19 protein-coding genes are annotated in these 21,503 nt (G+C 65.1%); 9 read left to right on the top strand and 10 right to left on the bottom strand.

Annotation, left to right across the window (positions count from 1 at the left end):
* The first annotated feature begins 34 nt into the window (after positions 1–34).
* From LB518_RS18945 to LB518_RS18925, 5 genes are read left to right on the top strand one after another with little or no spacing between them, the layout of a single operon-like run.
* A complete protein-coding gene (locus tag LB518_RS18945; protein ID WP_224579372.1) occupies positions 35–1,948 on the top strand; it encodes a D-apionate lactonase family protein in 1,914 nt (637 codons plus the stop codon).
* The gene (locus tag LB518_RS18940; RefSeq protein ID WP_224579371.1) at positions 1,945–2,991 is read left to right on the top strand and encodes a Gfo/Idh/MocA family protein; all 1,047 of its coding nucleotides are present in this window, start codon (positions 1,945–1,947) and stop codon (positions 2,989–2,991) included. Before LB518_RS18945 ends, LB518_RS18940 begins: the two co-directional genes overlap by 4 nt.
* Positions 2,984–4,252, top strand: coding sequence for a ribulose-bisphosphate carboxylase large subunit family protein (locus LB518_RS18935; protein ID WP_224579370.1), 1,269 nt, complete (start codon positions 2,984–2,986; stop codon positions 4,250–4,252). The genes LB518_RS18940 and LB518_RS18935 overlap by 8 nt, the downstream gene beginning before the upstream one ends.
* Positions 4,249–5,640 carry a four-carbon acid sugar kinase family protein gene (locus LB518_RS18930; protein WP_224579368.1) on the top strand — a complete coding sequence of 464 codons (1,392 nt, stop codon included), beginning with the start codon at positions 4,249–4,251 and terminating at the stop codon, positions 5,638–5,640. Before LB518_RS18935 ends, LB518_RS18930 begins: the two co-directional genes overlap by 4 nt.
* Positions 5,637–6,485 (top strand): phosphogluconate dehydrogenase C-terminal domain-containing protein, encoded by an 849-nt coding sequence (locus LB518_RS18925; protein WP_224579367.1) that lies wholly within the window; start codon positions 5,637–5,639, stop codon positions 6,483–6,485. Before LB518_RS18930 ends, LB518_RS18925 begins: the two co-directional genes overlap by 4 nt.
* A gap of 84 nt (positions 6,486–6,569) precedes the next feature.
* Here the strand turns inward: LB518_RS18925 and LB518_RS18920 are convergent, their stop codons facing one another.
* From LB518_RS18920 to LB518_RS18900, 5 genes are all read right to left on the bottom strand, one after another.
* A complete protein-coding gene (locus LB518_RS18920; RefSeq protein ID WP_224579366.1) occupies positions 6,570–7,472 on the bottom strand; it encodes a nucleoside hydrolase in 903 nt (300 codons plus the stop codon).
* Positions 7,473–7,546: 74 nt separating this feature from the next.
* A complete protein-coding gene (locus LB518_RS18915; RefSeq protein ID WP_224579365.1) occupies positions 7,547–9,130 on the bottom strand; it encodes a glycoside hydrolase family 140 protein in 1,584 nt (527 codons plus the stop codon).
* Positions 9,131–9,165: 35 nt separating this feature from the next.
* Positions 9,166–10,011 carry a carbohydrate ABC transporter permease gene (locus tag LB518_RS18910; protein WP_224579364.1) on the bottom strand — a complete coding sequence of 282 codons (846 nt, stop codon included), beginning with the start codon at positions 10,009–10,011 and terminating at the stop codon, positions 9,166–9,168.
* Positions 10,012–10,021: 10 nt separating this feature from the next.
* A complete protein-coding gene (locus tag LB518_RS18905; RefSeq protein ID WP_224579363.1) occupies positions 10,022–10,945 on the bottom strand; it encodes a carbohydrate ABC transporter permease in 924 nt (307 codons plus the stop codon).
* A 77-nt stretch (positions 10,946–11,022) separates the two neighbouring features.
* Entirely contained in the window at positions 11,023–12,282 is a 1,260-nt protein-coding gene (locus tag LB518_RS18900) for an ABC transporter substrate-binding protein (protein ID WP_224579362.1), read from the bottom strand.
* Positions 12,283–12,731: 449 nt separating this feature from the next.
* On the opposite strand from LB518_RS18900, the gene LB518_RS18895 reads away from it, so the two are divergent.
* Positions 12,732–14,153 (top strand): arylsulfatase B, encoded by a 1,422-nt coding sequence (locus LB518_RS18895; protein ID WP_224579361.1) that lies wholly within the window; start codon positions 12,732–12,734, stop codon positions 14,151–14,153.
* Between the two features lie 50 nt (positions 14,154–14,203).
* Here the strand turns inward: LB518_RS18895 and LB518_RS18890 are convergent, their stop codons facing one another.
* Genes LB518_RS18890 through LB518_RS18870 form a run of 5 tightly spaced genes read right to left on the bottom strand, consistent with a single transcriptional unit; the run spans position 14,204 to position 18,836 of the window.
* Complete coding sequence (locus LB518_RS18890) at positions 14,204–15,007, bottom strand: ABC transporter permease (RefSeq protein WP_224579360.1); 804 nt, start codon at positions 15,005–15,007, stop codon at positions 14,204–14,206.
* Complete coding sequence (locus LB518_RS18885; RefSeq protein WP_224579358.1) at positions 15,000–15,785, bottom strand: ABC transporter ATP-binding protein; 786 nt, start codon at positions 15,783–15,785, stop codon at positions 15,000–15,002. Before LB518_RS18885 ends, LB518_RS18890 begins: the two co-directional genes overlap by 8 nt.
* 17 nt (positions 15,786–15,802) lie before the next feature.
* Complete coding sequence (locus tag LB518_RS18880; protein ID WP_224579356.1) at positions 15,803–16,519, bottom strand: M24 family metallopeptidase; 717 nt, start codon at positions 16,517–16,519, stop codon at positions 15,803–15,805.
* Between the two features lie 38 nt (positions 16,520–16,557).
* The gene (locus LB518_RS18875) at positions 16,558–17,553 is read right to left on the bottom strand and encodes an ABC transporter substrate-binding protein (RefSeq protein ID WP_224579355.1); all 996 of its coding nucleotides are present in this window, start codon (positions 17,551–17,553) and stop codon (positions 16,558–16,560) included.
* Positions 17,550–18,836, bottom strand: coding sequence for a hydantoinase/carbamoylase family amidase (locus tag LB518_RS18870; RefSeq protein WP_224579353.1), 1,287 nt, complete (start codon positions 18,834–18,836; stop codon positions 17,550–17,552). The genes LB518_RS18875 and LB518_RS18870 overlap by 4 nt, the downstream gene beginning before the upstream one ends.
* 223 nt (positions 18,837–19,059) lie before the next feature.
* Between LB518_RS18870 and LB518_RS18865 the strand changes: the two genes are divergently transcribed.
* From LB518_RS18865 to LB518_RS18855, 3 genes are all read left to right on the top strand, one after another.
* Entirely contained in the window at positions 19,060–19,662 is a 603-nt protein-coding gene (locus LB518_RS18865; RefSeq protein ID WP_353619969.1) for a cupin domain-containing protein, read from the top strand.
* A 74-nt stretch (positions 19,663–19,736) separates the two neighbouring features.
* Positions 19,737–20,507, top strand: coding sequence for a glutamine amidotransferase (locus tag LB518_RS18860; RefSeq protein WP_224579350.1), 771 nt, complete (start codon positions 19,737–19,739; stop codon positions 20,505–20,507).
* 27 nt (positions 20,508–20,534) lie between these two features.
* A complete protein-coding gene (locus tag LB518_RS18855) occupies positions 20,535–21,416 on the top strand; it encodes a nitrilase family protein (protein WP_224579349.1) in 882 nt (293 codons plus the stop codon).
* The last annotated feature ends 87 nt before the right edge of the window (positions 21,417–21,503 follow it).

The raw sequence follows: 21,503 nt of genomic DNA, 5'->3' as shown, positions 1-21,503 counted from the left end.
TGTTCCATCATAAGATCGAACCGCGGGGAGGATGATGGGCGACGTTCGATCCCAGATCTTCGCCTTCGGCACAGCGGAACCAACGGGCGCGACACGTCCGCTGGCAGCCGGCGGCTATACGCTCGATGTTGCCGACGGCGCCCTGCGCGGGATCCGCTGGCACGGCGTCGAGGTCGTGCGCGGCATCAATCTTCTGGTGCGCGATGCGCATTGGGGCACGCTTCCGGCCGAAATGCCGCTCGAAACGGTCGCGCGGGATGGCGAAGGCTTCAGCTATGAGCGCCGCTTCACGGTTGCCGATGGTGCCGCGCAATGCCGGCTGACGGCATCTACGCACGGCGGTGCCAGGCTGATCGTGACTGCCGAGATTGCGGCGCTTCGTGACCTGCAGACGAACCGGGCCGGGCTGACGCTTCTGCATCCGATTGCCGGCGTCGCGGGCATGCCGCTCACCGTCCACCACAGCGATGGCACCAGCGAGGACCGAAGCTTCCCGGCGCTGGTGATGGCTTCGCAGCCGGCGCTCGACATTATCGGCCTCGAGCATGTCGTCGAGGGAATCGCCGTTGCGATTGATTTCGCCGGCGAGGTCTTCGAGATGGAGGACCAGCGCAACTGGTCGGATGCCTCATACAAGACCTATTGCCGGCCGCTCGCACTGCCAACGCCCTATCGCCTCGAAGCGGGATCGACGCTGCGGCAGCAGATCGTCATCCGTTGCGCTGGCGCGATCGGCCCGCGCGGCGAAGTCGTGGACCTCGCGGGCACGCTCGCGCTCGGTCCTGAGGGGCGCAAGCTGCCCGAGATCGTCCTGGCGCTCGACGCGGCCGAGCCGATCGTGGGGGAGGCAGCCAACCTTTTCGATACGGCCCATATCCGATCCGTCGCGCTTCGCCTTCCGGCCGATATTGATGCTGAACGGCTCGCGGCGCTTCGACCCGTGATCGGTGACCGCGCGGTGACGATCGAAGTCGTGATCACCGATGGTCCCGATCCTTCTGCAGCATTGGCGGAACTCCGAGCGCGGCTCTACGCCGCCGACATCGTGCCGCGCCGTGTGCTCGCCTTGCCGGCAGCCTATCTCGCCTCGCACCAGCCATCCGGACCGTGGCCGGAAGGGGCGACGCCGACCGATGCCACAGTCGCTGCGCGGGCGGCGTTTCCGGATGCGGAGATCGGCGGCGGCATGCTGACGAGCTTCACCGAATTCAACCGCTGCCCGCCAGACCTCGCGCTCGCGGATTTCGTCAGCCATGGCATGACGGCGATCGTCCACGCCGCCGATGACCGATCGGTCATGGAGACGCTCGAAGCCCTGCCGGCGATCTTCGACAGCGTCGCCGCGCTTGCACCGGGCAAGCTCTATCAGCTTGGCCTTGTCTCGATCGGCATGCGGTCCAACGCCTATGGTCCCGAGCGGCCGGCCGATCCCGAGGGGCGCCGTCTGGCAATGGCCAAGGTCGACCCACGCCAGCGCGGTCTGTTCGCAGCAAGCTTCGCGGTCGGCGCCGTCGCGGCGACCGAGGGAAGCGATGTCGAGGCCATGGCACTCGCGACGCTCACCGGACCGTTCGGCATGATCCACAGCGCCGCGCGCTGGCCGCAGCCTTTTTTCGACGATCAGGCCGAGGCGGTAGTCTATCCGCTGTTCCATGTCGTGCGCGCGCTCGCTGGACTTGCCGGACTGCGGCGGCGCGCGGTCAGCGGTCTGCCGGCCGGCATAGCCGCTGTCGCGGCCGGTCCGATGCTCATCCTCGCCAATCTGTCGGCGGAGACGCGGGATCTCGCGCTGCCACGACAGGCGGTAATCCGCCTTCTCGATACGGACAGCTTCACGGCGGCAGCGGGCGATCCGCTGTGGCTTGACCGGCCGGGCGACACGGCTGATCAAATCACGATGGGCGCCTATTCTGTCGCCTTTCTCACTTTCACTGGAGATCTCCCATGACTGTCCGTCGCGGCGCCCTGATCGGATGTGGCTTCTTCGCGCGTAATCACATGAACGGCTGGGCGGAAGTCGAGGGCGCCGAGATCGTCGCCGTCTGCGACCGAGACTTCGCCAAGGCCGAGCGCATGCAGGCCGATTTCAAGGTTTCGCATGCTTATGCCGACGCAGAGGCAATGCTGCGGGCGGAAAAGCTCGACTTCGTCGATGTCGTGACGACCTCGCCGTTTCATCGCCCGCTCGTCGAACTCGCCGCCCGCCACGGCGTCGCGGCGATCTGCCAGAAGCCTTTCGCCGACAGCCAGGCCGATGCCGAAGCGATGGTCAGCGCCTGCGAGAAGGCAGGCGTGCCGCTCGCCGTGCACGAGAACTTCCGCTGGCAGCGGCCTTTCATCGAGATCGCCGACCGCATCGCCAAGGGCCGGATCGGCCGGCCGACCTATGCGCGCATCTCGTTTCGGCACAGCTTCGACTATTACAAGAACCAGCCTTATCTCGCCGAGGTGGAGCGGCTCAGCCTGATGGATATCGGGCTGCATCTCTACGACCTCGCCCGCCATCTCCTCGGCGAGGTTGAGACGCTCTCCTGCCTGACGCAGCGCGTGAACCCGATCGTGCGCGGCGAGGACGCCTTCACCTCCCTCCTCGGCCATGCCGGCGGCGCCGTGTGCGTCGTCGAATGCTCGGCCTTTGCCAAATATGAGCCGGATCCCTTCCCGCAGACCACGGCAGTCGTCGAGGGCACCGAGGGCACTCTGGAGCTGACCCGCGGCTACCGGCTGTTCGAGCATCACCCCGGTTCGGTCACCGAGACCGATGTCGACGTTGCCTTGCCCGCCTGGGGCGAGAAGCCATGGCAGGTGGTCCAGCAGAGCGTTGTCGCCTTCGAGCGCCATTTCATAGACGTGCTGAACGGCAAGTCCGAAGCGCAGCCTTCCGGCGCGCATAATCTCGGCACGATGGCGCTGGCGCTGGCGTCCTACGAGTCGGCCGCGACCGGCAGCATCATCCGCATGAAGGACTGGCGGGAGGGCGGCCGTGACTGAGGCTCTCATCTCGCCCGAGCGCATCGAAGCCGACTATCTCGTCGAGACGGCTTATGATCCGCGCGCGGCCATCGAATCCATGGCGGGCGAGCAATCGTCCGGCACATTCGTGCCCGTGCCGGGCGAGACGCCGGAATTGAAGGAACGCTCAGCCGCGCGGATCGAGGCGCTCGAAATGCTCGGCGAGGTCGAGGCGCCAAGCCTGCCCGGCGCCGGACGCCCCGCCGGCAGCCGGATCCAGCGCGTCCGGGCAACGCTCTCGTGGCCGCTGGCCAATATGGGACCCTCGCTGCCCAACCTGATGGCGACAGTTGGCGGCAATCTCTTCGAGCTGAAGCAGTTCTCGGGTCTGCGCATCCTCGATATCCGCCTGCCGACGGCGTTTGCTGACGCTTATCCCGGCCCGAGATTCGGCGTCGAGGGCACGCGGTGGCTGGCGGGCGTCGAAGGCCGGCCGCTGATCGGCACCATCGTCAAGCCGAGCGTCGGCTTCGGCCCCGGGGAGACCGCCGATCTCGTTCGCCTGCTCGCGGAGGCCGGCATCGATTTCATCAAGGACGACGAATTGCAGGCCGATGGGCCGCATTGTCCGTTCGACCAGCGCGTCCGCGCGGTGATGCGGGTGATCAACGACACGGCCCAGCGCACGGGCAAGAAGGTGATGTTCGCCTTCAACCTGACCGGCGAGATCGACGAGATGCGGCGGCGGCATGATCTCGTGCTGGCCGAGGGCGGCACCTGCGTCATGGCGAGCCTCAATTCGGTCGGGCTCGCCGGCATGATCGCGCTCGGCCGCCACAGCGCGCTGCCGATCCATGCGCACCGCAACGGCTGGGGCTATCTCTCGCGCGCGCCGATGCTGGGCTGGTCCTATGTCGCCTGGCAGAAGTTCTGGCGTCTGGCCGGGGCGGACCACATGCATGTGAACGGCCTGGCCAACAAGTTCTCCGAGCCCGATGACAGCGTCATCGCCTCGGCGCGCGCCTGCCTGACGCCGATGTTCGCCGAAAAGCCCTGCATCGTCATGCCGGTGTTCTCGTCGGGCCAGACGGTGAAGCAGCCGCCGGCAACCTTCGCCGCACTCGGCTCCGTCGACCTCATTTATGCAGCGGGCGGCGGCATCATGGCCCATCCGGATGGCCCGGCGGCGGGCGTTGCCAGCCTCCGCCAGTCCTGGGATGCGGCCATTGTGGGCATCCCGCTCGACGCGCAGGCGAGGACGCATCCCGAACTCGCCAGGGCGCTGGGAGCAGGTGCATGACCGCTGCCGCGCTTCCAGAAGGCGTGCTCGTCGCCTGGTATGGCGATGATTTCACGGGATCGGCCGCCACGATGGAAGCGCTGGCCTTTGCAGGACTGCCCTCGGTGCTGTTCCTGGGGATTCCGACGCCTGAGGATCGCGCACGCTTCTCCGGCATGCGCGGCATCGGCATTGCCGGCATCGCCCGTTCCAAGCCGCCGGAATGGATGGACGAGCATCTGCCGCCGGTCTTCGCAGCGCTCGCCGAGATCGGCGCGCCGATCAGCCATTACAAGATCTGCTCGACGCTCGATTCCGCGCCGCATGTCGGCTCGATTGGCCGGGCGATCGACATTGCCGCGCCGATGCTGGGCGGCAGCTGGCATCCGCTCGTCGTGGCGGCACCGCCGATCGGGCGTTATCAGGCCTTTGGCGATCTCTATGCGCTCTACGACGGCGCGGTTTACCGGCTCGATCGCCATCCGACCATGAGCCGCCATCCGGTGACGCCGATGCGCGAGGCGGATGTCCGACGTCACCTCTCCGCGCAGACCGCGCGGCGCCTTGGCCTCGTCGACCGTCTTGGTCTCCATGCCGATGCTGGCGCGGCGCTCGCAAGAGCACGGGCCGACGGCGGCGAAATCATCGCCATCGACATCATGGACGCCAGTGACCTCGCATTGGCGGGCAAACTGATCTGGGAGCAGCGCGGCGCCCGGCAGTTCGCCATCGGTTCGCAAGGCGTCGAATATGCGCTCATCGAGCATTGGCGCCAGAGCGGGGCGCTCGGCGCATCACTGCCCCTTGCGAGTGCCGGAGGCGCCGGACCGATCGCAGTCGTCTCGGGCTCGTGCGCGCCCCAGACCGCGGCGCAGATCGCCCACGCCACCGCGAGCGGGTTCGAACACATCGCCGTGGATGCAGCGCTGGCGGTCGACGAAGCCAAATGGCGAAGCGAGATCGGGCGCGCAGTCGACGCCGCGCTCGCCGCGCTCGGACGCGGCCGCGATCCGTTGATTGCTACCGCCTCCGGACCTGACGACCCCGCGATCGGCGCCGTCGATGCCGCGATCGTTGCCAGCGGCATTCCGGCGGCGACCGTCAACGAGCGGATCGGGCACGGCCTTGGCTCGGCGCTGGACCGCATCATCACCGAGGCTGGCGTCAGCCGCGCGGTGATCGCCGGCGGCGACACTTCGGGCCATGGCGCGCTTGCACTCGGTATCCGCGCGCTGACGGCGCTCGCCCCGACCGTTCCGGGCGCAGCGCTCTGCCGCGCTCATTTCGATGATCCCGCGCGGCCTCCGCTCGAGATCGCGCTGAAGGGCGGCCAGATGGGCTCGCCCGATTATTTCACCTGGATCAAGGAGGGCGGCGGACCCGCCCGGATGAGGAGCAAGGCAGCATGACCAAGATCGCACTTCTGGGCGCCGGCGGCAAAATGGGCGTCCGCCTCGCCACCAATCTCAAGGGTTCGCGCTTCACCGTCGACCATGTCGAGGTTTCCGCCGAGGGCCGCACGCGCCTCAAGGATGCGATCGGCGCCGATTGCGTCAGCGAGGATGAGGCGCTCGCCGAGGCCGAGGTCATCGTTCTGGCCGTGCCCGACCGGCTGATCGGCAAGATCGCCCATTCGATCATCGCGCGCGTCAGGCCCGGCGCGGCGCTGATCGTTCTCGACGCCGCCGCCCCCTATGCCGGCGAGATGCCTGTCCGCGCCGATGTCACCTATTTCGTGACGCATCCCTGCCATCCCTCGGTGTTCCCCCAGAACGTCAAGGATGGCGAGCGCGATCACTTCGGTGGCGTCAGCGATCCGCAGGCGATCGTCTGCGCGCTGATCCAGGGACCGGAGGCGGATTACGCGCTCTGCGAGGAGGTAGCGCGCACGATCTATACGCCGGTCAATCGCGCCCATCGCTGCACGCTGGAAAACATCGCCGTCATGGAGCCGGCGATGTCGGAAACGGTCGGCGCCACGCTCTGCCTCGCGCTCCGCGAGGCGACGGACGAGGCGGTGCGGCGCGGCGTGCCGGAAGCTGCCGCGATGGATTTCATGCTCGGTCATATCCAGATCGAACTCGCCATCGCCTTCAACATCTTCAAGGAAGGCAAGTTCTCCGACGGAGCGCTGCACGCCATCCGCGAGGCACGGCCGCTGATCTTCAAGGAGAACTGGCTACAGGCAGTGTTCAGCCCGGAAGCCGTGATGGCATCGGTCAAGGATATCTGCAATCCGCGCGAGGCGGCTTAGCGAAAACAAGAACGCCGGGGCCTCGCAGCCCCGGCGCATTGCCTTAATCAATCCGGTCGGCGGGCTGACCCGCCGGTCCGAGACCTACGAGAACACCGCCGTTTCCTGTTCGCCGCGATGGAAACGGGCGATCTTTGCGAACATGTCCTCGAGAATGAAGCGCACGTCGATCGTGTCATACACCTTCACCGGCCGGTTGCGGCCGGTATGGACGTAGTTCATCAGCGGGCTGAACTCAGGCGCCGCTTCATAACGCCAGGTCCCGCCGTTCGGATTCATGATGACCGAGAGCGACGGTGTATCGCCGAGCGAGCGATATTCGATTGGGCCTTGATGAAAGCGCGTATTGAAGTCGATCAGCTGGTCGACGAGATAGGCGCCGAGCTTGCCCTGCGGAGAAACCTTCTCGAACAGCTCGGCATAAGAAACCGAAATCATCTGGTAGATCGTCATCGGGATCTGCCAGAGATCGACCTTCGACTTGAAGACGACATTGGCCGCGTGGATGTCGTTTGAAAGATTGAACTCCGAGCCGCCGACCGGCCACCGCCCGCCGCCGATCCAGACGACGCGAACATTGCGCTCGGCGATGCGCGGCTCCATCAGGAGCGCCGCCGCCATATCGGTCAGCGGCCCGAGGAACGCGATGTGGAGCGGTCGTGGATCGTCCTTCATCGCCTCGCGAATGATCAATTCGGCGCCTGGCGACGGACGTGCGGTCGTCTCGTCGGGCAGCGCCTCGGCGGCGCCATTGGCGACGGTCACCTTGCCCGACAAGCCCATGAGATCAAGAAGAAGATCGACCTCTTCGCGGCTTTCCTCCATCGAGCGCGTCGTCCGCCGCGTCCCGAAATGCGCCGGGATGATGCCGTGCAGCTCAAAGGAGGGCGAGAGCAGCGCCTGGACGACGCAATACTGGTCGTCGGCCTCGTTCTTGGCGTCCGTGTTGACGATGATCCGGGTGAGCTTTTCAGGCGGCAATGGCATGGGCGTTCCTTCGAGGTTGGCAATTTGAGACAGGGGCGATCCTGTCTCCGAAATCGTGGGCGCAGGACACCTGGTCAGCGGCGCGCGACGAGGACGGCGTCGAGCGGATGACCGTCATCATCCTCGCCCGGCGGCGCCGAGATCCGATCGCCAGGGGACCAGCTGAAGGGCGTCTTCGCGCCCGTGCGTGGATCGAACCAGGACAGGTTGGTGGCCCCGTGCAGATCGAGCCAGGCGTCACCGGCTGCTGGGAAGTAAACGACGATCAGCGAGCGGTCGGCATTTGCCAGCGCCAGCGGACGGGTGCCGCGTTCATAGTCCCCGCTGACGATATCATTTGCCGGCGCAATATCGGCAAAGGGCACCTCGGCGCGGAAGAATTTCTGGACCACATCGAGATCGGCGACACCAGGCTGATCGGAGCCAAGTTCCATCCATGGGGCCCAGGAATTCTCGAAACCGGCGATGATGCCGAGGCCCGACATGACACCGCGCCAGGCGCTGCGGCGCGTGTGGTTGCGATCGCAGAACTCGTGGCTCGGCAGCTTCAGATAGAAGTCCGGGTTCCGCTCATAGCCCCATTCCGCGAAGATCGCGCTGCCGCCCCAGCCCTTGAGGCTCTTCTCGATCTGTTCCTCGATCCCCGTCGCGAGCCAGCCCTTGTCGCGGTCGCGCGCGCCCCATTCCTGGAACATGATGGCGTCGACCGCCTCGGGATCGGCATGAAAGCGCTCGGCGAAGGGCGGCATCACGGGGCCATTGTGCATCGAGAGCACATGGCCGTGCGGCGCAGTCCGCTTGATCCAGCGCGCGATCCACAACGCCCAGCGGTCGGCCGCCGGCTTATGATGCCAATCGCCATTGGGGTAATATTCGTATTCGTTGAGCGGCGTCCAGAAATGCACGGCGGCGTAGGCGTCGTAGCGCGCGATCAGGTAGCGCATCCACAGCTCTTCCCATTCGGGCGTGAACCAGGCGCGATGGTTGAACGGAAACTCGAAGCCCCAGCCCTCCATGATCATCTCGATGCCCATGCCCATCCCGTCGATGAGCGCGACGGTCTCGTCGACGGAACGGAAATAATCGAGATTGAAGATGTCGAACCGGGGCGACGTCTCGCTGCCGCCCCATGGCCAGAGCCGCTTGGAGTGCCAATCGCTATAGCCTTCCGGCGGGTGAAAGCGGCTGATCGGCAGGCGGCAGCGGAAGAGGTTGAAGCCGTGCTTCTGGCGCCGCTTCAGAAAGCCTTCGACGTCGCCGCCGCAATAGGCCATGCCGAACAGGTCATAGACGGTGTCACCGAGAAAGAAGACCGGTTCGCCGTTCTCATAGTGGAAGCCCCAGGCTTTCCCGGGTGTCGCCTTCAGGAAGCCGCGCGTCTCGCGCTCCTCGACATCGAAGCTGCCCTCACCGGCGAGTTCCGGATCATGCGGAACCGAGGCGATACGGAACGTCCAACGGCCAGCCTCGCCGGGATTGAAGCGAAGCTTCCAGACGCCGTCGCCGTCATGGAAGCCCGGCATGATGAATTCCTTGCCGGAAGGACTGGTGAAGATGCCATCGACACGCACATCGGCGAACGGTGCCTTGTAGGCGCGCGTGCTCTTGAGCTGCCATTCGCCGACGCTGCGGCGCGGGAGAACGCTTGGGTTCGTCATGGGATCGGCTCCGGAGGATGGATGTCGAACGCTGGTCAGCCCTTGACCGCGCCGGCGGTCAGCCCGGCGACGAAGTAGCGCTGCAGGAAGATGAAGATCGCGATGACCGGAACAATCGAGATCAGGATGCCGGCCATCAGCAATGTGTATTGCGATGAATATTCGCCCTGGAACTGCAGCAGGCCGACCGGCACCGTGCGGGATTCCTTGGCGCTGATCAGCACGAGTGCGATCAGGAATTCATTCCACGTCGCCAGCACGTCGATGATGCAGAGCGTTGCCAGCGCCGGAACGGAGAGTGGCAGCATCACGCGCAGGAACGCCGTCCATTCGGAGGCGCCATCGAGCCGCGCCGCCTCGAGAAGCTCCGACGGGATCAGGCGGAAGAAGCCGCGGAGCACGAAGATCTGGAACGGCAGACCAAAGGCGACATAGGGCGGGACCAGCGCGAACAGGCTGTTGGCGATGCCGAGCTGCTTCATCATGACGAGGAGCGGCTGCAGCGTCACCTGCACCGGCACGGCGAGACCCGCCAGGAAGAAGATGAAGATGGCGCCGGAGAAGCGGAACCGGAGCTTGGCGAGCGGATAGGCGGCGAGCGCGGCGATGAAGATGCCGAGCGGAACCTTCATCGCGATCAGCAGCAGCGAGTTGCGGAAGTAGATCGAGAAATCACCCGTGCTCCAGGCCTCGGCGAAATTGCTCCATGCGATCTTCTTCGGCAGCGAGAACACGCCGCGGGCGAGCAGATCGCCCTGCCCGCGGATTGCCGAGAGCACCACCGTGGCGAACGGCGTCAGCCAGATCAGGGAGAGCGCCAGGAGGCCGAGAAAGATCACGGTCTGCTCGAGGCGGCGCTGGCGGCGAACGTCTGACATCATGGGCTTGCCCTCAGCCGCGCGACATGCGGCGGATATAGGGAATCGCGATCACGAGCACGATCGCGGCGATGACCCATGCCAGCGCCGATCCATAGCCGGCGTGGTAATACTGGAAGGTCTGGAAATACATCCAGGTACCGAGCACCTGCGTCGAGCGGCCCGGGCCGCCATAGGTCATGGTGTAGACGAGGTCGAACACCTTGAAACCGTTGATGACGGCGAGCGACAGCACGATCACATGCGTCTCGGCGAGGCCGGGCATGGTGACGTGGCGAAAGCGCTGGAAAGCGTTGGCGCCGTCGATCGTCGCCGCCTCGTAATAATCCTTCGAGATCGCCTGCAGCCCGGCAAGATAGAAGATCATGGGAAAGCCGACATGCGACCAGATGAAGGTCACAAAGGTCGCCGGCAGCGCCATCTCATAGTTCGAGAGCCAGCCATTGGCCCAGCTGCGCAGGCCGACCGCCTTCAGCGTGACATTCACGACGCCGAAATGCGGATTGTACATCCAGGCCCAGATCAGGCCGACGGCGACGAGCGGCAACACGGCCGGGCTGTAGAAGATGGTGCGGAAAAGCGTCGAAGCGGGAGCGCGGCGGTTCAGCGCCAGCGCCAGCATGAGCCCGAAGAATGTCGGCAAGGCGAGCGCGCCGATCGTCCAGAGGATGTTGTTCCACAGAGCGAGGCGGGCGACTTCATCGACCGCGAAAATGTTGATGTAGTTCTCGAGGCCGACAAACGTCATCGTCGGCGAGAGCCCGTCCCAATCGAAAAACGAGACATAGAGCGATTGCAGCATCGGGTAGACGAGAAAGGCCGCATACCAGAGCGTGGCGGGAGCGAGAAACAGATAGGGGATGGCGGTGACCGGAATCCGCCAGCGCCTGCGGCGGACGATGACGGGCCGGCGCGCGCCAAGAGTGATCTCGGACATCGGTTCTCTCGTCTTGCGGGACGGTGGACGGACGGCGCAGGAAGCGCCGCCCGCCACACCTCATCAGTCCCGGGAGGTCAGGACTTCTGCTTCGCCTTCCAGGCCTCTGCCTTGGCCTGCATCTGCGCCGCCGCATCGGCCGGCGTGATCTTGCCGGCGACGACACCGTCCTGGACCTCGAAGAAGCCGTCGATCAGTTCCTTGGTGAAGGCCTGGTCGGTCGGCGGATAGGTCGCCGAATCCGAGGTCAGCAACTTCTTCCACTCGCAGTCGCGCGGGGCCACCGCGCAGTCGGACTCGACCCCGATCGTCGCCGAAGCGGTGAAGGCCTCGGGATATTGCTTCTGCGTGTCGGCGATCGTCATCCAGTTGATGAGCGCCGCCGCCTGGTCCTTGTGCTTGGAGGACGTCGGGATCATCCACTGTTCCGGGAACGCGGAATAGCGCACCGGCGTATGACCGGTCGGCGGCAGGAAGAACTTGTAGTTCTCCAGCGGCTGCTCGTCGCTTTTCAGCACGCCCTCGAACCAGCCGCCTTCGAACACCATCGCCGCGTCACCCGAATAGACGGGCATGCGCGCATCGTTCGGCGCGACGTTGAGGAAGTCGGGCACCAGCCAGCCATCCTTCACCCACTGAGCCATGCGGTCATAGGCCGCCACGACGCAAGGCTGGTTCCAGCTCGATTGCAACATATTCAGCTTGTCGTGCTCTTCAGGCCCGCATGTCGTCTCGGTGAAATAGTCCAGAAGGCGCATGGTCTGCCAGCCGAACTTGCCGCCGAACGAAGCGCAATAGATGCCGTCCTTCTTGAAGGTCGAGCAGATATTGGCGAGATCATCGTATGTCTTCGGCTCCGAGAGGCCGTATTTCTCGAACAGGTCGACCCGGTACCACAAGCCCATGCCGCGAGCATGGAACGGCACGCCATATTTGTGACCGTCGCGCGTGATGCGATCGATCGTCCAGGGCGCGACGACCTTTTCCCAGCCGTATTTCTCATAATAAGCGTCGAGCGGCTCGACCTGGCCGGCCTTGATGAAAGGCCCGGCGATCTCGCCGCCCCACATGAAGAAGACGTCTGGCGGATCACCGCTCGCCATCGACGTGCGCAGCACGTCGGGATAGACGGCGGCGCCCGAACCGGCGACCGTCTCCATCTTCACCTCGACATCGGGATTGGCAGCGTTATAGGCCGCCAGAACCGGCTCCCAGAGCTTGACCGTCGGGGCGTCGAAAACGGTCATCAGGCGGAGCGTATCTTTCGCCTCGGCTCCGCCCGAGAAGGCGACAAACCCGGCCAGGGCCGTCGCCGCAAAGATCTTCAGTCCTCGCATGAATTCTCCTCCTCCAAAATAGCGTCGCAGGTGGCCGTTGAACGCGGCTCTCGATGCGCCGGACCTCACGGTCACGCCGTGCGGCTCCTCCCCGCACGACCGGCTGTCATTCGACCATATATTGAGATACTCATTATACCATCAACGCGCCAGTGGCAAGCCGAAGACGGGTTCACGGTCATTGCCAAAGCGAGACTGTGCGTAGCCTTTTCGCCGGGACCGTGACCGGCGACCGCAATTCGGATCAGCCCATCCCCATTCATCGTCCCGTCGACGACGGAGCGCCAACGGGCCGCGTCAAAGCCATGATTCGGCCAGAAGCCGGCGCTACGCGAAAGCGTTGATGCCTTCAGAAAGCCCGCGTTGTTGCCTTCAGAAAGCCCTTATGGCGCGGGCAACTGAAGGTGTGGGAACCTGGCCGTCGGGCGGCCGTCAATCGGGGAATTATCGTGTCACATCTGTTGAGATCAGCGCTGGCGGCTCTCGCCCTCGCGGCGAGCGCAACGGCCGGGCTTGCCGCCGAAACCAAGCCCAATATCGTCTATATCGTCGCCGACGATCTCGGTTACGCCGATGTCGGCTTTCATGGTTCGGACATCAGGACGCCGAGCATCGACGAACTCGCCGCCGGCGGCGCGCGGCTCGAGCAGTTCTATGCCCAGCCGATGTGTACGCCGACGCGCGCGGCGTTGATGACCGGGCGTTATCCGCTGCGTTACGGGCTGCAGAGCTTCGTCATCCTGCCCGAGCAGACCTACGGTATCCCGGCGGACGAGACGCTGATGCCGCAATTACTCAAGCGGACGGGATATGACACGGCGATCATCGGCAAATGGCATCTCGGCCATGCCGACAAGGCGCTTTTTCCCGATGCGCGTGGCTTTGACTACCAATACGGCCCGTTGATCGGCGAGATCGATTACAATACCCACAAAGTGCATGGCGCGCTCGACTGGTACCGCGATGGCAAGCCGCTGCATGAGGAGGGCTATTCGACGACGCTGATCGGCCAGGACGCGGTCCGCTACATCGATAGCCGCAGCACGGACAAGCCGTTCTTTCTCTATCTGGCCTTCAACGCACCGCACACGCCCTTTCAGGCTCCATCCGCCTATCTCGACCGCTACAAGGATATCGCCGACCCGAACCGCCGCGCCTATGCCGCCATGGTCTCGGCCATGGACGATCAGATCGGCGACGTTCTCGCAGCGCTCGACAAGAAGGGGCTCCGCGACAACACGCTCGTCTTTTTCCAGAGCGACAATGGCGGCGTGCGCGACGCGATGTTCGCCGGCGAGATCGCGACAAATGGCGACCTTCCCGCCTCCAATGCGCCCTGGCGGGACGGCAAGGGTTCGCTTTACGAAGGCGGCACGCATGTCGTGGCACTCGCCAACTGGCCGGGTCACATCCAGCCGGAGAAGGTGGACGGCATGATGCATGTCGTCGACATGCTGCCGACGATCCTCGGCCGGGCGGGTGGCGCGACCACCGGCACCAAGCCGCTTGATGGCATGGATGTCTGGAACACGATCGCGACCAATGCGCCGTCGCCGCGGAGCGAGATCGTCTACAATGTCGAGATGTTCCGCGGCGCGGTCCGGGAGGGCGATATGAAGCTCATCTGGCAGACGCCTCTGCCGCAGCGCCTCGAGCTCTACGATCTCGCCAAGGACCCGACCGAGAAGACCAATCTTGCGACCGAGCGGCCCGCCGACGTCGCGAGTCTTCAGGCGCGCATCCAGGCGCTCGCCGGCGAGATGGCCAAGTCGCAGTTCATGCAGGCGACGATGAAGGCCTATCTCGGCCGAGACCATGCCGACCCGGCCTTCCCGAACGAGCCGGGGTTCTTCGACCAGGTGGCCGACTGAGCGGAACCCAGTCGGCTCTAGAATAGCCGGGCGCTTCACTGCGCCCGGCTTCAGTCCTTCCAGTAGCTGGACGACCAGCGGCGCGCCTTCGAGCCGGAGCGCCAGGGCGTCAGCCAATATTCGGCGGCGATGACGAGCAGGAAGCTGACAAGGCCGAGCAATGCGAGGAAGACGATCGCCGCAAAGGTTCCGGCGGTATTCAGGCGGGAATTGGCCTGCAGCAGATAGGCGCCGATGCCGCCGCTGGTCGAGGCGGTCCATTCGGCAATGACGGCGCCGGTGACCGAGAAGGTCGCGGACAGCTTCAGCGCCGAGAACAGCGGCGTATAGGTCGCGGGCAGCTTCACATGGCGGAAGATGCTGAAGCGCGAGGCGCCCATCGAGCGGACAAGATTGAGGATGTCCTTGTCGACCGAGGCGAGGCCATCGAGAACATTGACGACGACCGGGAAGAACACGACCAGCGCCACGATCACGAGCTTCGGCGCGAGGCCGAAGCCGAGCCAGATCGTCAGCGCCGCGGAGATGGCGACGATCGGGATCGCCTGGCTAGTGATCAGGACCGGATAGAGAATGCCGCGAACTGGCCGCGAGGCGTCCATCAGGACGGCGAATACGAAACCGGCGATCGCTCCGGCGAGAAACCCGAGCAGGAACTCCATGAAGGTCTGGCCGAACCCCTTCACCAGCGCCGGCCAGTCGTCGGCGATGTGGTTTGCGACATCCATCGGCGAGGGCATGACATAGCGCGGGATCTCGAAGGCATCGACCGCGAGCGCCCAGCCGGCGATCACCAGAACCAGGGCGACCACGGGATATAGTAACTTCAGCAGCAGCGCGTAGCGTTCAGACATGCGCAAGCTCCAGAGCGGGGCTGTTTTCGTAGATCAGGTCGATGATCCGCTGCTTGATCGTGCTGAAGACCGGGCTGGTCAGCGCCGAGACCGGGCGCGGGCGCGGGATCGGAACCTCGATCACCTCGCGGATGCGGCCGGGCCGCGGCGACATGACGACGACGCGGTCAGAGAGGAACACCGCCTCGTCGATGTCATGCGTGACGAAGACGATGGTGCGCCGTTCGCGTTCCCAGACGCTGAGCAGCCATTGCTGCATCGCGAAGCGGGTCTGCGAGTCGAGCGCGCCGAAGGGCTCGTCGAGCAGCAGCACGTCGCGGTGCATGGCGAGCGTGCGCATCAGCGCCGCGCGCTGGCGCATGCCACCCGAGAGCGCCGAGGGGTAGTGATTGATGAAGTCGCCGAGCCCGTAGCGGCGGGCAAGCGCCACGCCCTCGGCCCGCTCCTTCGGCCCGGCCTTGCCCTTCAGCAGCGCGCCGAGCACGATGTTGTCCAGCACGGTGCGCCAAGGCAGCAGCAGGTCCTTCTGCAGCATGTAGCCGACCTCGCCGGCCCTCCCCGTCACGTCGCGGCCATCGATGAGCACGCGCCCGCCTGTCGGCTGCAGCACGCCGGCGATAATGTTGAACATCGTGCTCTTGCCGCAGCCCGACGGGCCGACGACCGAGACGAATTCGCCGGCGCGGACGGAAAGGTCAGTCGGAGAAAGCGCCAACGTCTCGCCGAAGCGCTGCGTGACGGCATGGAGGGCGAGCTTGGGCGGGGCGGCGTCGGTCATCGTATCGGGCTGGACCTTCAAATGACCGTGCACGTGTCGCGGCCGAACCAGACGAGATCCTCGACCTTGACGGCGATATCGTCCCGCGACGCAAACGGCTCGATCGCCCAGGCGCCCCACATCGGTGCGTCATTACCGGCATCGATGAAGTTGTGAAGATAGGCGGCGCCCGCCGTCAGCGAATGGCCGATATTGCCGAGGAGATCGAGCAGCACGAAACCGTCGGCGACCAGCAACTCGTGACAGAAGCCGAATAGTTCCTTGGCCGGCATGCCGGGCCGGCAAGAATCGAGCGTCTTGGCATGGATGCGCTCAAGATCGGCAAGCGCCGTCCTCGCCTCGGGATAATCACCGAGAACGCGGCAACGCGTGCAATCGCCCCAGGAGCCATCCGGCGTGATCGGATGAACGTCGAGCATCAGCACGTCGCGCTCCGCCGCCTTCATGGCGCCGGGGCCGTTGGTGGGGAAGCAGACCTTAGCGTTCTCGCCGAGCCCCACCACGGTGATCGTCCAGACATGCTCGATCCCGTTGCGGGCGAGAAAGTCGCTGACGACCAGGTCGATGTCCTGTTCGGTCATTCCCGGCTCCAGCGCGGCGAGCCCAACGGCGCAAGCCTGCCTTGCGAGGGCCTGCGCCCGAACAAGTCCGGGCGGAGGCGTGTCGGAGACATCCGGACCCGGCTTGTAGCTCCAGGCAGGTGTGATGCGTTTGACGGCGACGGGTCCGGACATCGACTGACTCCCTTGATTCTTGTTCTTGTGTGCGCCGACTACTTGGCGAGATAGGCGTTCGTAAAATAGGTCGAGGGCGCCGCGACCTCCTTGACGACACCGAACTTGGTCAGCGCGGCCAGAAGCGCGGTCCAGTCGGCCTCGTTATTGACCATCAGGTCCTCGCCCAGCGCACCGAACAGCGGGATCGTGTCGGTCCATTGCTGCGTGATGAACTTCTCGTCGAAGGCCTTGGCATAGAGTTCGTGGAAGGCAGCAACGCCCTCGGCCGGATGCTCAGCCGCATAGCGGATGCTCTTCTCGGTGGCGCGCAGGAAGGCCTTGGCCTGATCCGGGTGCGCCTTCAGCCAGTCGTCGTTGCCGGCGAGCATGAAGATGGGCGTGTTCGGCACGCCATGCTCTGTTGCCGGCAGGAAGGCAGCCTTCTGGTTGCCAGCCGTCATCATCTCGGTGCCCTCGGCATTGGTGATGCCGGTGATCGCGTCGACGCGGTTCTGGAGCAGCAGGGGCACGGTATCGTCGGCAGCTGCGACCATCTCGACATCGTCGAGCGTCAGCTTGGCGTCGGCCAGCATCATGCCGAGCTGCGCCTTGGTCCAGGCATCATTGTAGATGCCGATGCGCTTGCCCTTGAGGTCGGCGACCGTCAGCGGCTTGCCTTCGGGGCTGATGATACCCCAGTTGTTGCCCCGCCCGTAACGGGCAATGGCGGTCACCGGCGCCTGCTCGCCGCGCGCGAAGATCACGTCCATGACGGTGGTGAAGGCCACCTGCGCACGGCCCGTGCCGAGGAATTTCATCGTGTCGGCAACGGTCGGCGGCACGACGATCTCGAGTTCGAGACCCTCTTCGGCATAGAAACCCTTCTTGGAACCGAGGATCCACGGAATCCAGAAGCCGTCCGGCGTCGGCCATTCCTGAACGAAGGTCAGCTTCGTCAGTTCGGCGGCATTACCGGGCAGCGGAGCGCCCATCAGCGCAGTGGCAACGGCAAGGCTACCCAGCACCGCACGTCTCGTCAGCTTCATGCTCATGTTCCGATCCTCTTCCTCTGGTTCAGCTCGGCGCCCGCCGGACCTCTTTGGGCCAGTCGGCGCGCCGCTTCGATTGTTGCACCCAGCAGGACCCCCGCGCCGGCCACGACATGGTCCGGTTCGACGAATTCCCGCTCATTGTGACTGATGCCGCCGCGGCACGGCACGAAGATCATCGCGCTCGGCGCGATCGCGGCCATCGACAGCGCATCATGAAAAGCGCCTGAGACCATGCGGCGCGACGGCAGCCTCAGCTGCTCAGCCGCGACCTCGACCGCGGCGACCATCCCGGCGTCGAAAGCAGCCGGTGGCACGTCAAGGAGCACTTCGATGTCGAGGCTGCAGCCATGAGTGGCGGCGGCTTCCGAGAGCACCGCACGGACCTCCGCTTGCATCGCGGCGAGCCGGTCGGCCTTCGGATGACGCATGTCCAGCGTGCAGGACGCCCGCTGTGCGACTACGTTGATCGAATCCGGCCGCGAAACGAGGCGGCCGGCCGTGAAACGCGCGGCCGCATCGCTTGGCATGATGGTGTCCTGAAGCCGGGCGAGCGCGGCGATGAGGGCTGCCGCGGCGTCGCGGCGCGCATCGAGCGGCGTGGTGCCGGCATGGCTGCTCTCGCCGGTCATCGTAACGGCGAGCCAGGTGGTGCCCTGGATACCCTCGACGGCGCCGATGGGAATGCCCGCGCGTTCGAGGATCGGCCCCTGTTCGATATGCAGTTCGAGGTAACCGGCGATCGGAAAGCCAAGGGGCCGATCCGCCGTTCCAGCAAGGGCTGCGCGCGTCTCGGCGATGGCAACGAGAAGCTCCGCTCCATCGACGCCGCGCTTCTCGCCTGAAGGCATCACACCAGCAGCAAAGGCCTGCGATCCCATGGCGCCCGGTGCGAAGCGGCTTCCCTCCTCATTGGACCAGACCACCAGTTCGACGGGCGTTTCCGTCTCGACGCCGGCGTCCTCCAGTGCTTCCAGCACTTCAAACGCAGTGAGCGTCCCGAGCGCACCATCGAAGCGTCCGCCCGTCGGCTGGCTATCGAGATGGCTGCCGATCAGCAGCGGCGGCCCCATATCGGCACCGCGTCGGATGAACAGATTGGCGACGCTGTCCTGCGCGACCGAAAAGCCGCGTGCCAGCGCGAGATCCGCGATCAGACGGCGCGCCTGCCGATCCGCCAGCGAGAAGGCGGGGCGATCGACACCGCCATTGGCAAGACCCCCGATCGCTGCGAAGGCATCGAGCCGCGACAGAAGCCGTGCGCCATCGACCCGAGCGGGGCTCAAGGCGCGAAACCTGCGCCGACGATGATCTGAAAGCGGTTTGAAACGGGCGACATTGCCCAGGCCCCCTGCTACCGTCGCGCTCGTCCGTTTCGGCGAGGCTCGAAGTTCACAACATCATTCAAGAGACTTGAACTGATGTCAATGCGGTTGCGCAAGCGCGGCCAGCGGTGGATGATGTGCTTCCGATCCCGGGCGCGGACCGGCGGAATTGATTGGAATGACGATGGCGAAGCGGGCGAAGGTCGCGGACGAACTAGCTCTCACGGCGGAGATGCGGCTCGGCATGCGCGTGAAGCTGGCGCGGCAGATCCGTGGCATGACGCTCAAGGACGTTGCCGACGCGGCCGGCTGTTCCGAGAGCCTTCTCTCGAAGATCGAGAACGGCAAGGCATCACCGTCGCTGCCGATGCTGCATCGGCTTGTCCAGGTGCTGGAAACCAATATCGGCTGGATGTTCGAGGAGGTGGACGGCGAGGAAGGCATCATCTTCCGAGCCGGCGCGCGGCCGCTGATCGCCCTGGATCCGCTGCGCCAGGGCGACGGGATCACGCTGGAGCGCGTCATTCCCTATTCGTCGGGGCATCTGCTCCAGTGCAATATCCACCATGTCGACGAAGGCGGCGCCAGCGCCGGGCCGATCCGCCATGTGGGGGAGGAGGTCGGCTATGTCATTTGCGGCGAGGTGGAGCTCAGCGTCGGTGATCGCAGCTTTCACCTGAAGCCCGGCGACAGCTTCGTTTTCGAATCGGAGCTGCCGCATCACTATCGCAATGTCGGAACCGAGCGCGCGAGCATCTTCTGGGTCAACACGCCGCCAACTTTCTAGCGATTATTCAAGTCTCTTGACATTCATTGCGCAATTCCGGACGTCTTGCGCTGCAACAGATGAGGAAACGGGTCATGACGGGGTTGAAGGTTCTTCTGGCGGGCGAATCCTGGGTCTCGTCCGCAACACATTTCAAGGGCTTCGACCAGTTCAACTCGGTGACGTATCATACCGGCGCCGACCCGCTGCTCGCCCTTCTGCGCGAACGCGGGTTCGAGGTTACGTTCATGCCCTCGCATGAGGCGCAGCGCGACTTCCCGCAGACGGTCGAGGCGCTGGACGCCTATGACGCGGTGATCCTCTCCGATATTGGCGCCAACACGCTGTTGCTGCATCCCGACACCTGGCTCAATTCGAAGCGGACGCCGAACCGTCTCATCGCGCTCCGCGACTGGGTTGCCAAGGGCGGCGCGCTGCTCATGCTCGGCGGCTATTACAGCTTCCAGGGCATCAACGGTGCCGCGCGCTATCGCGGCACCGCGGTCGAGGCGACGCTGCCTGTCACCTGCCATCCCTATGACGACCGCGTCGAGGTTCCCGAGGGCTTCACACCTGTCGTCACCGGCGATGCCGCGCATCCGATCCTTGCGGGCCTCGGTGGCGAATGGCCGCCGCTGCTTGGCTTCAACGAGGTGATGGTCAAGCCGGACGCCGAGATCCTCGCCACCGTTTCCACGGAATATGGCGCACTGCCGCTGCTGGCGACGCGGCGCCATGGCGAGGGCCGCACGGTCGTGTGGACCTCCGATGTCGGCCCGCATTGGCTGCCGCCGGAATTCGTCGCCTGGGAAGGCTATGGCCGCCTGTTCGAGCAGATGATCACCTGGGCGGTCGCCCGGACCTGAGATCGCAGCACCAAGGGAGCCCGGACGATGCCCGCCACTCGCGTCAAGGAAGCGCCGCTGACGGTCGCATCGATCCAGATGGAGCCGCTGATCGGAGCGGTCGAGCGCAATGTTGCGCGCTCGGTGGCGTTGATCGAGGAAGCGGCTGCCAAAGGGGCGCGTCTCGTCGTTCTGCCGGAACTGTGCAACACCGGCTATGTGTTCGAGAACCGGACCGAGGCGCAGGGGCTGGCCGAGACCATTCCGGACGGACCCTCGACCCGCGCCTGGCTGGATGTCGCCCGCCGGCTCGGCCTCGTCATCGTCGCCGGCATCACGGAACGCGACGGCGCTCTCCTCTACAATTCAGCCGTCATCGTCGGACCGGACGGGCTGATCGGGCGCTATCGCAAGGTGCATCTGTGGGGCGACGAGGCGCTGTATTTCGCGCCGGGCAATCTCGGCTTTCCGGTCTTCGATACGCCTTTCGGCCGGATCGGCTGCCACATCTGCTATGATTGCTGGTTCCCGGAGAGCTTCCGCCTCGCGGCACTCCAGGGCGCTGAAATCGTCTGCGTGCCGACCAACTGGGTGCCGATCCCCGGTCAGGACCCGAAACGCGAGGCGATGGCCAACATCATCGTCATGGGCGCGGCGCATTCGAACTCGGTCTTTGTTGTCTGCGCCGACCGGGTCGGAACGGAGCGCGGCCAGCCCTTCATCGGGCAGAGCCTCATCGTCGGCCAGACGGGATGGCCGGTCGCCGGACCTGCAAGCCCTGACGGCGAGGAAATCCTGGTCGCAACCGTCAATCTCGCCGATGCGCGGCGGAAGCGGAACTGGAACGATTTCAACCAGGTCATGCGCGACCGCCGACGCGACGTCTATGACGAGATGCTCGGCAGCGGGCTGAAGCCCGGCTGGTATTGAACGACTTTCAATCGACCATGGATTTCGCCGGTCCGCACCGCTAGCCTGCCGCGGCTTTCCGCAGGGGCCGGCAGCGGAAGGCATGGC

It is taken from the genome of Mesorhizobium sp. BR1-1-16 (genome assembly GCF_020165495.1).
Classification (GTDB): Bacteria; Pseudomonadota; Alphaproteobacteria; order Rhizobiales; family Kaistiaceae; genus Kaistia.
The sequence above is the reverse complement of the archived record's forward strand: the minus strand, read 5'-3'. Positions and strand labels throughout refer to the sequence as shown.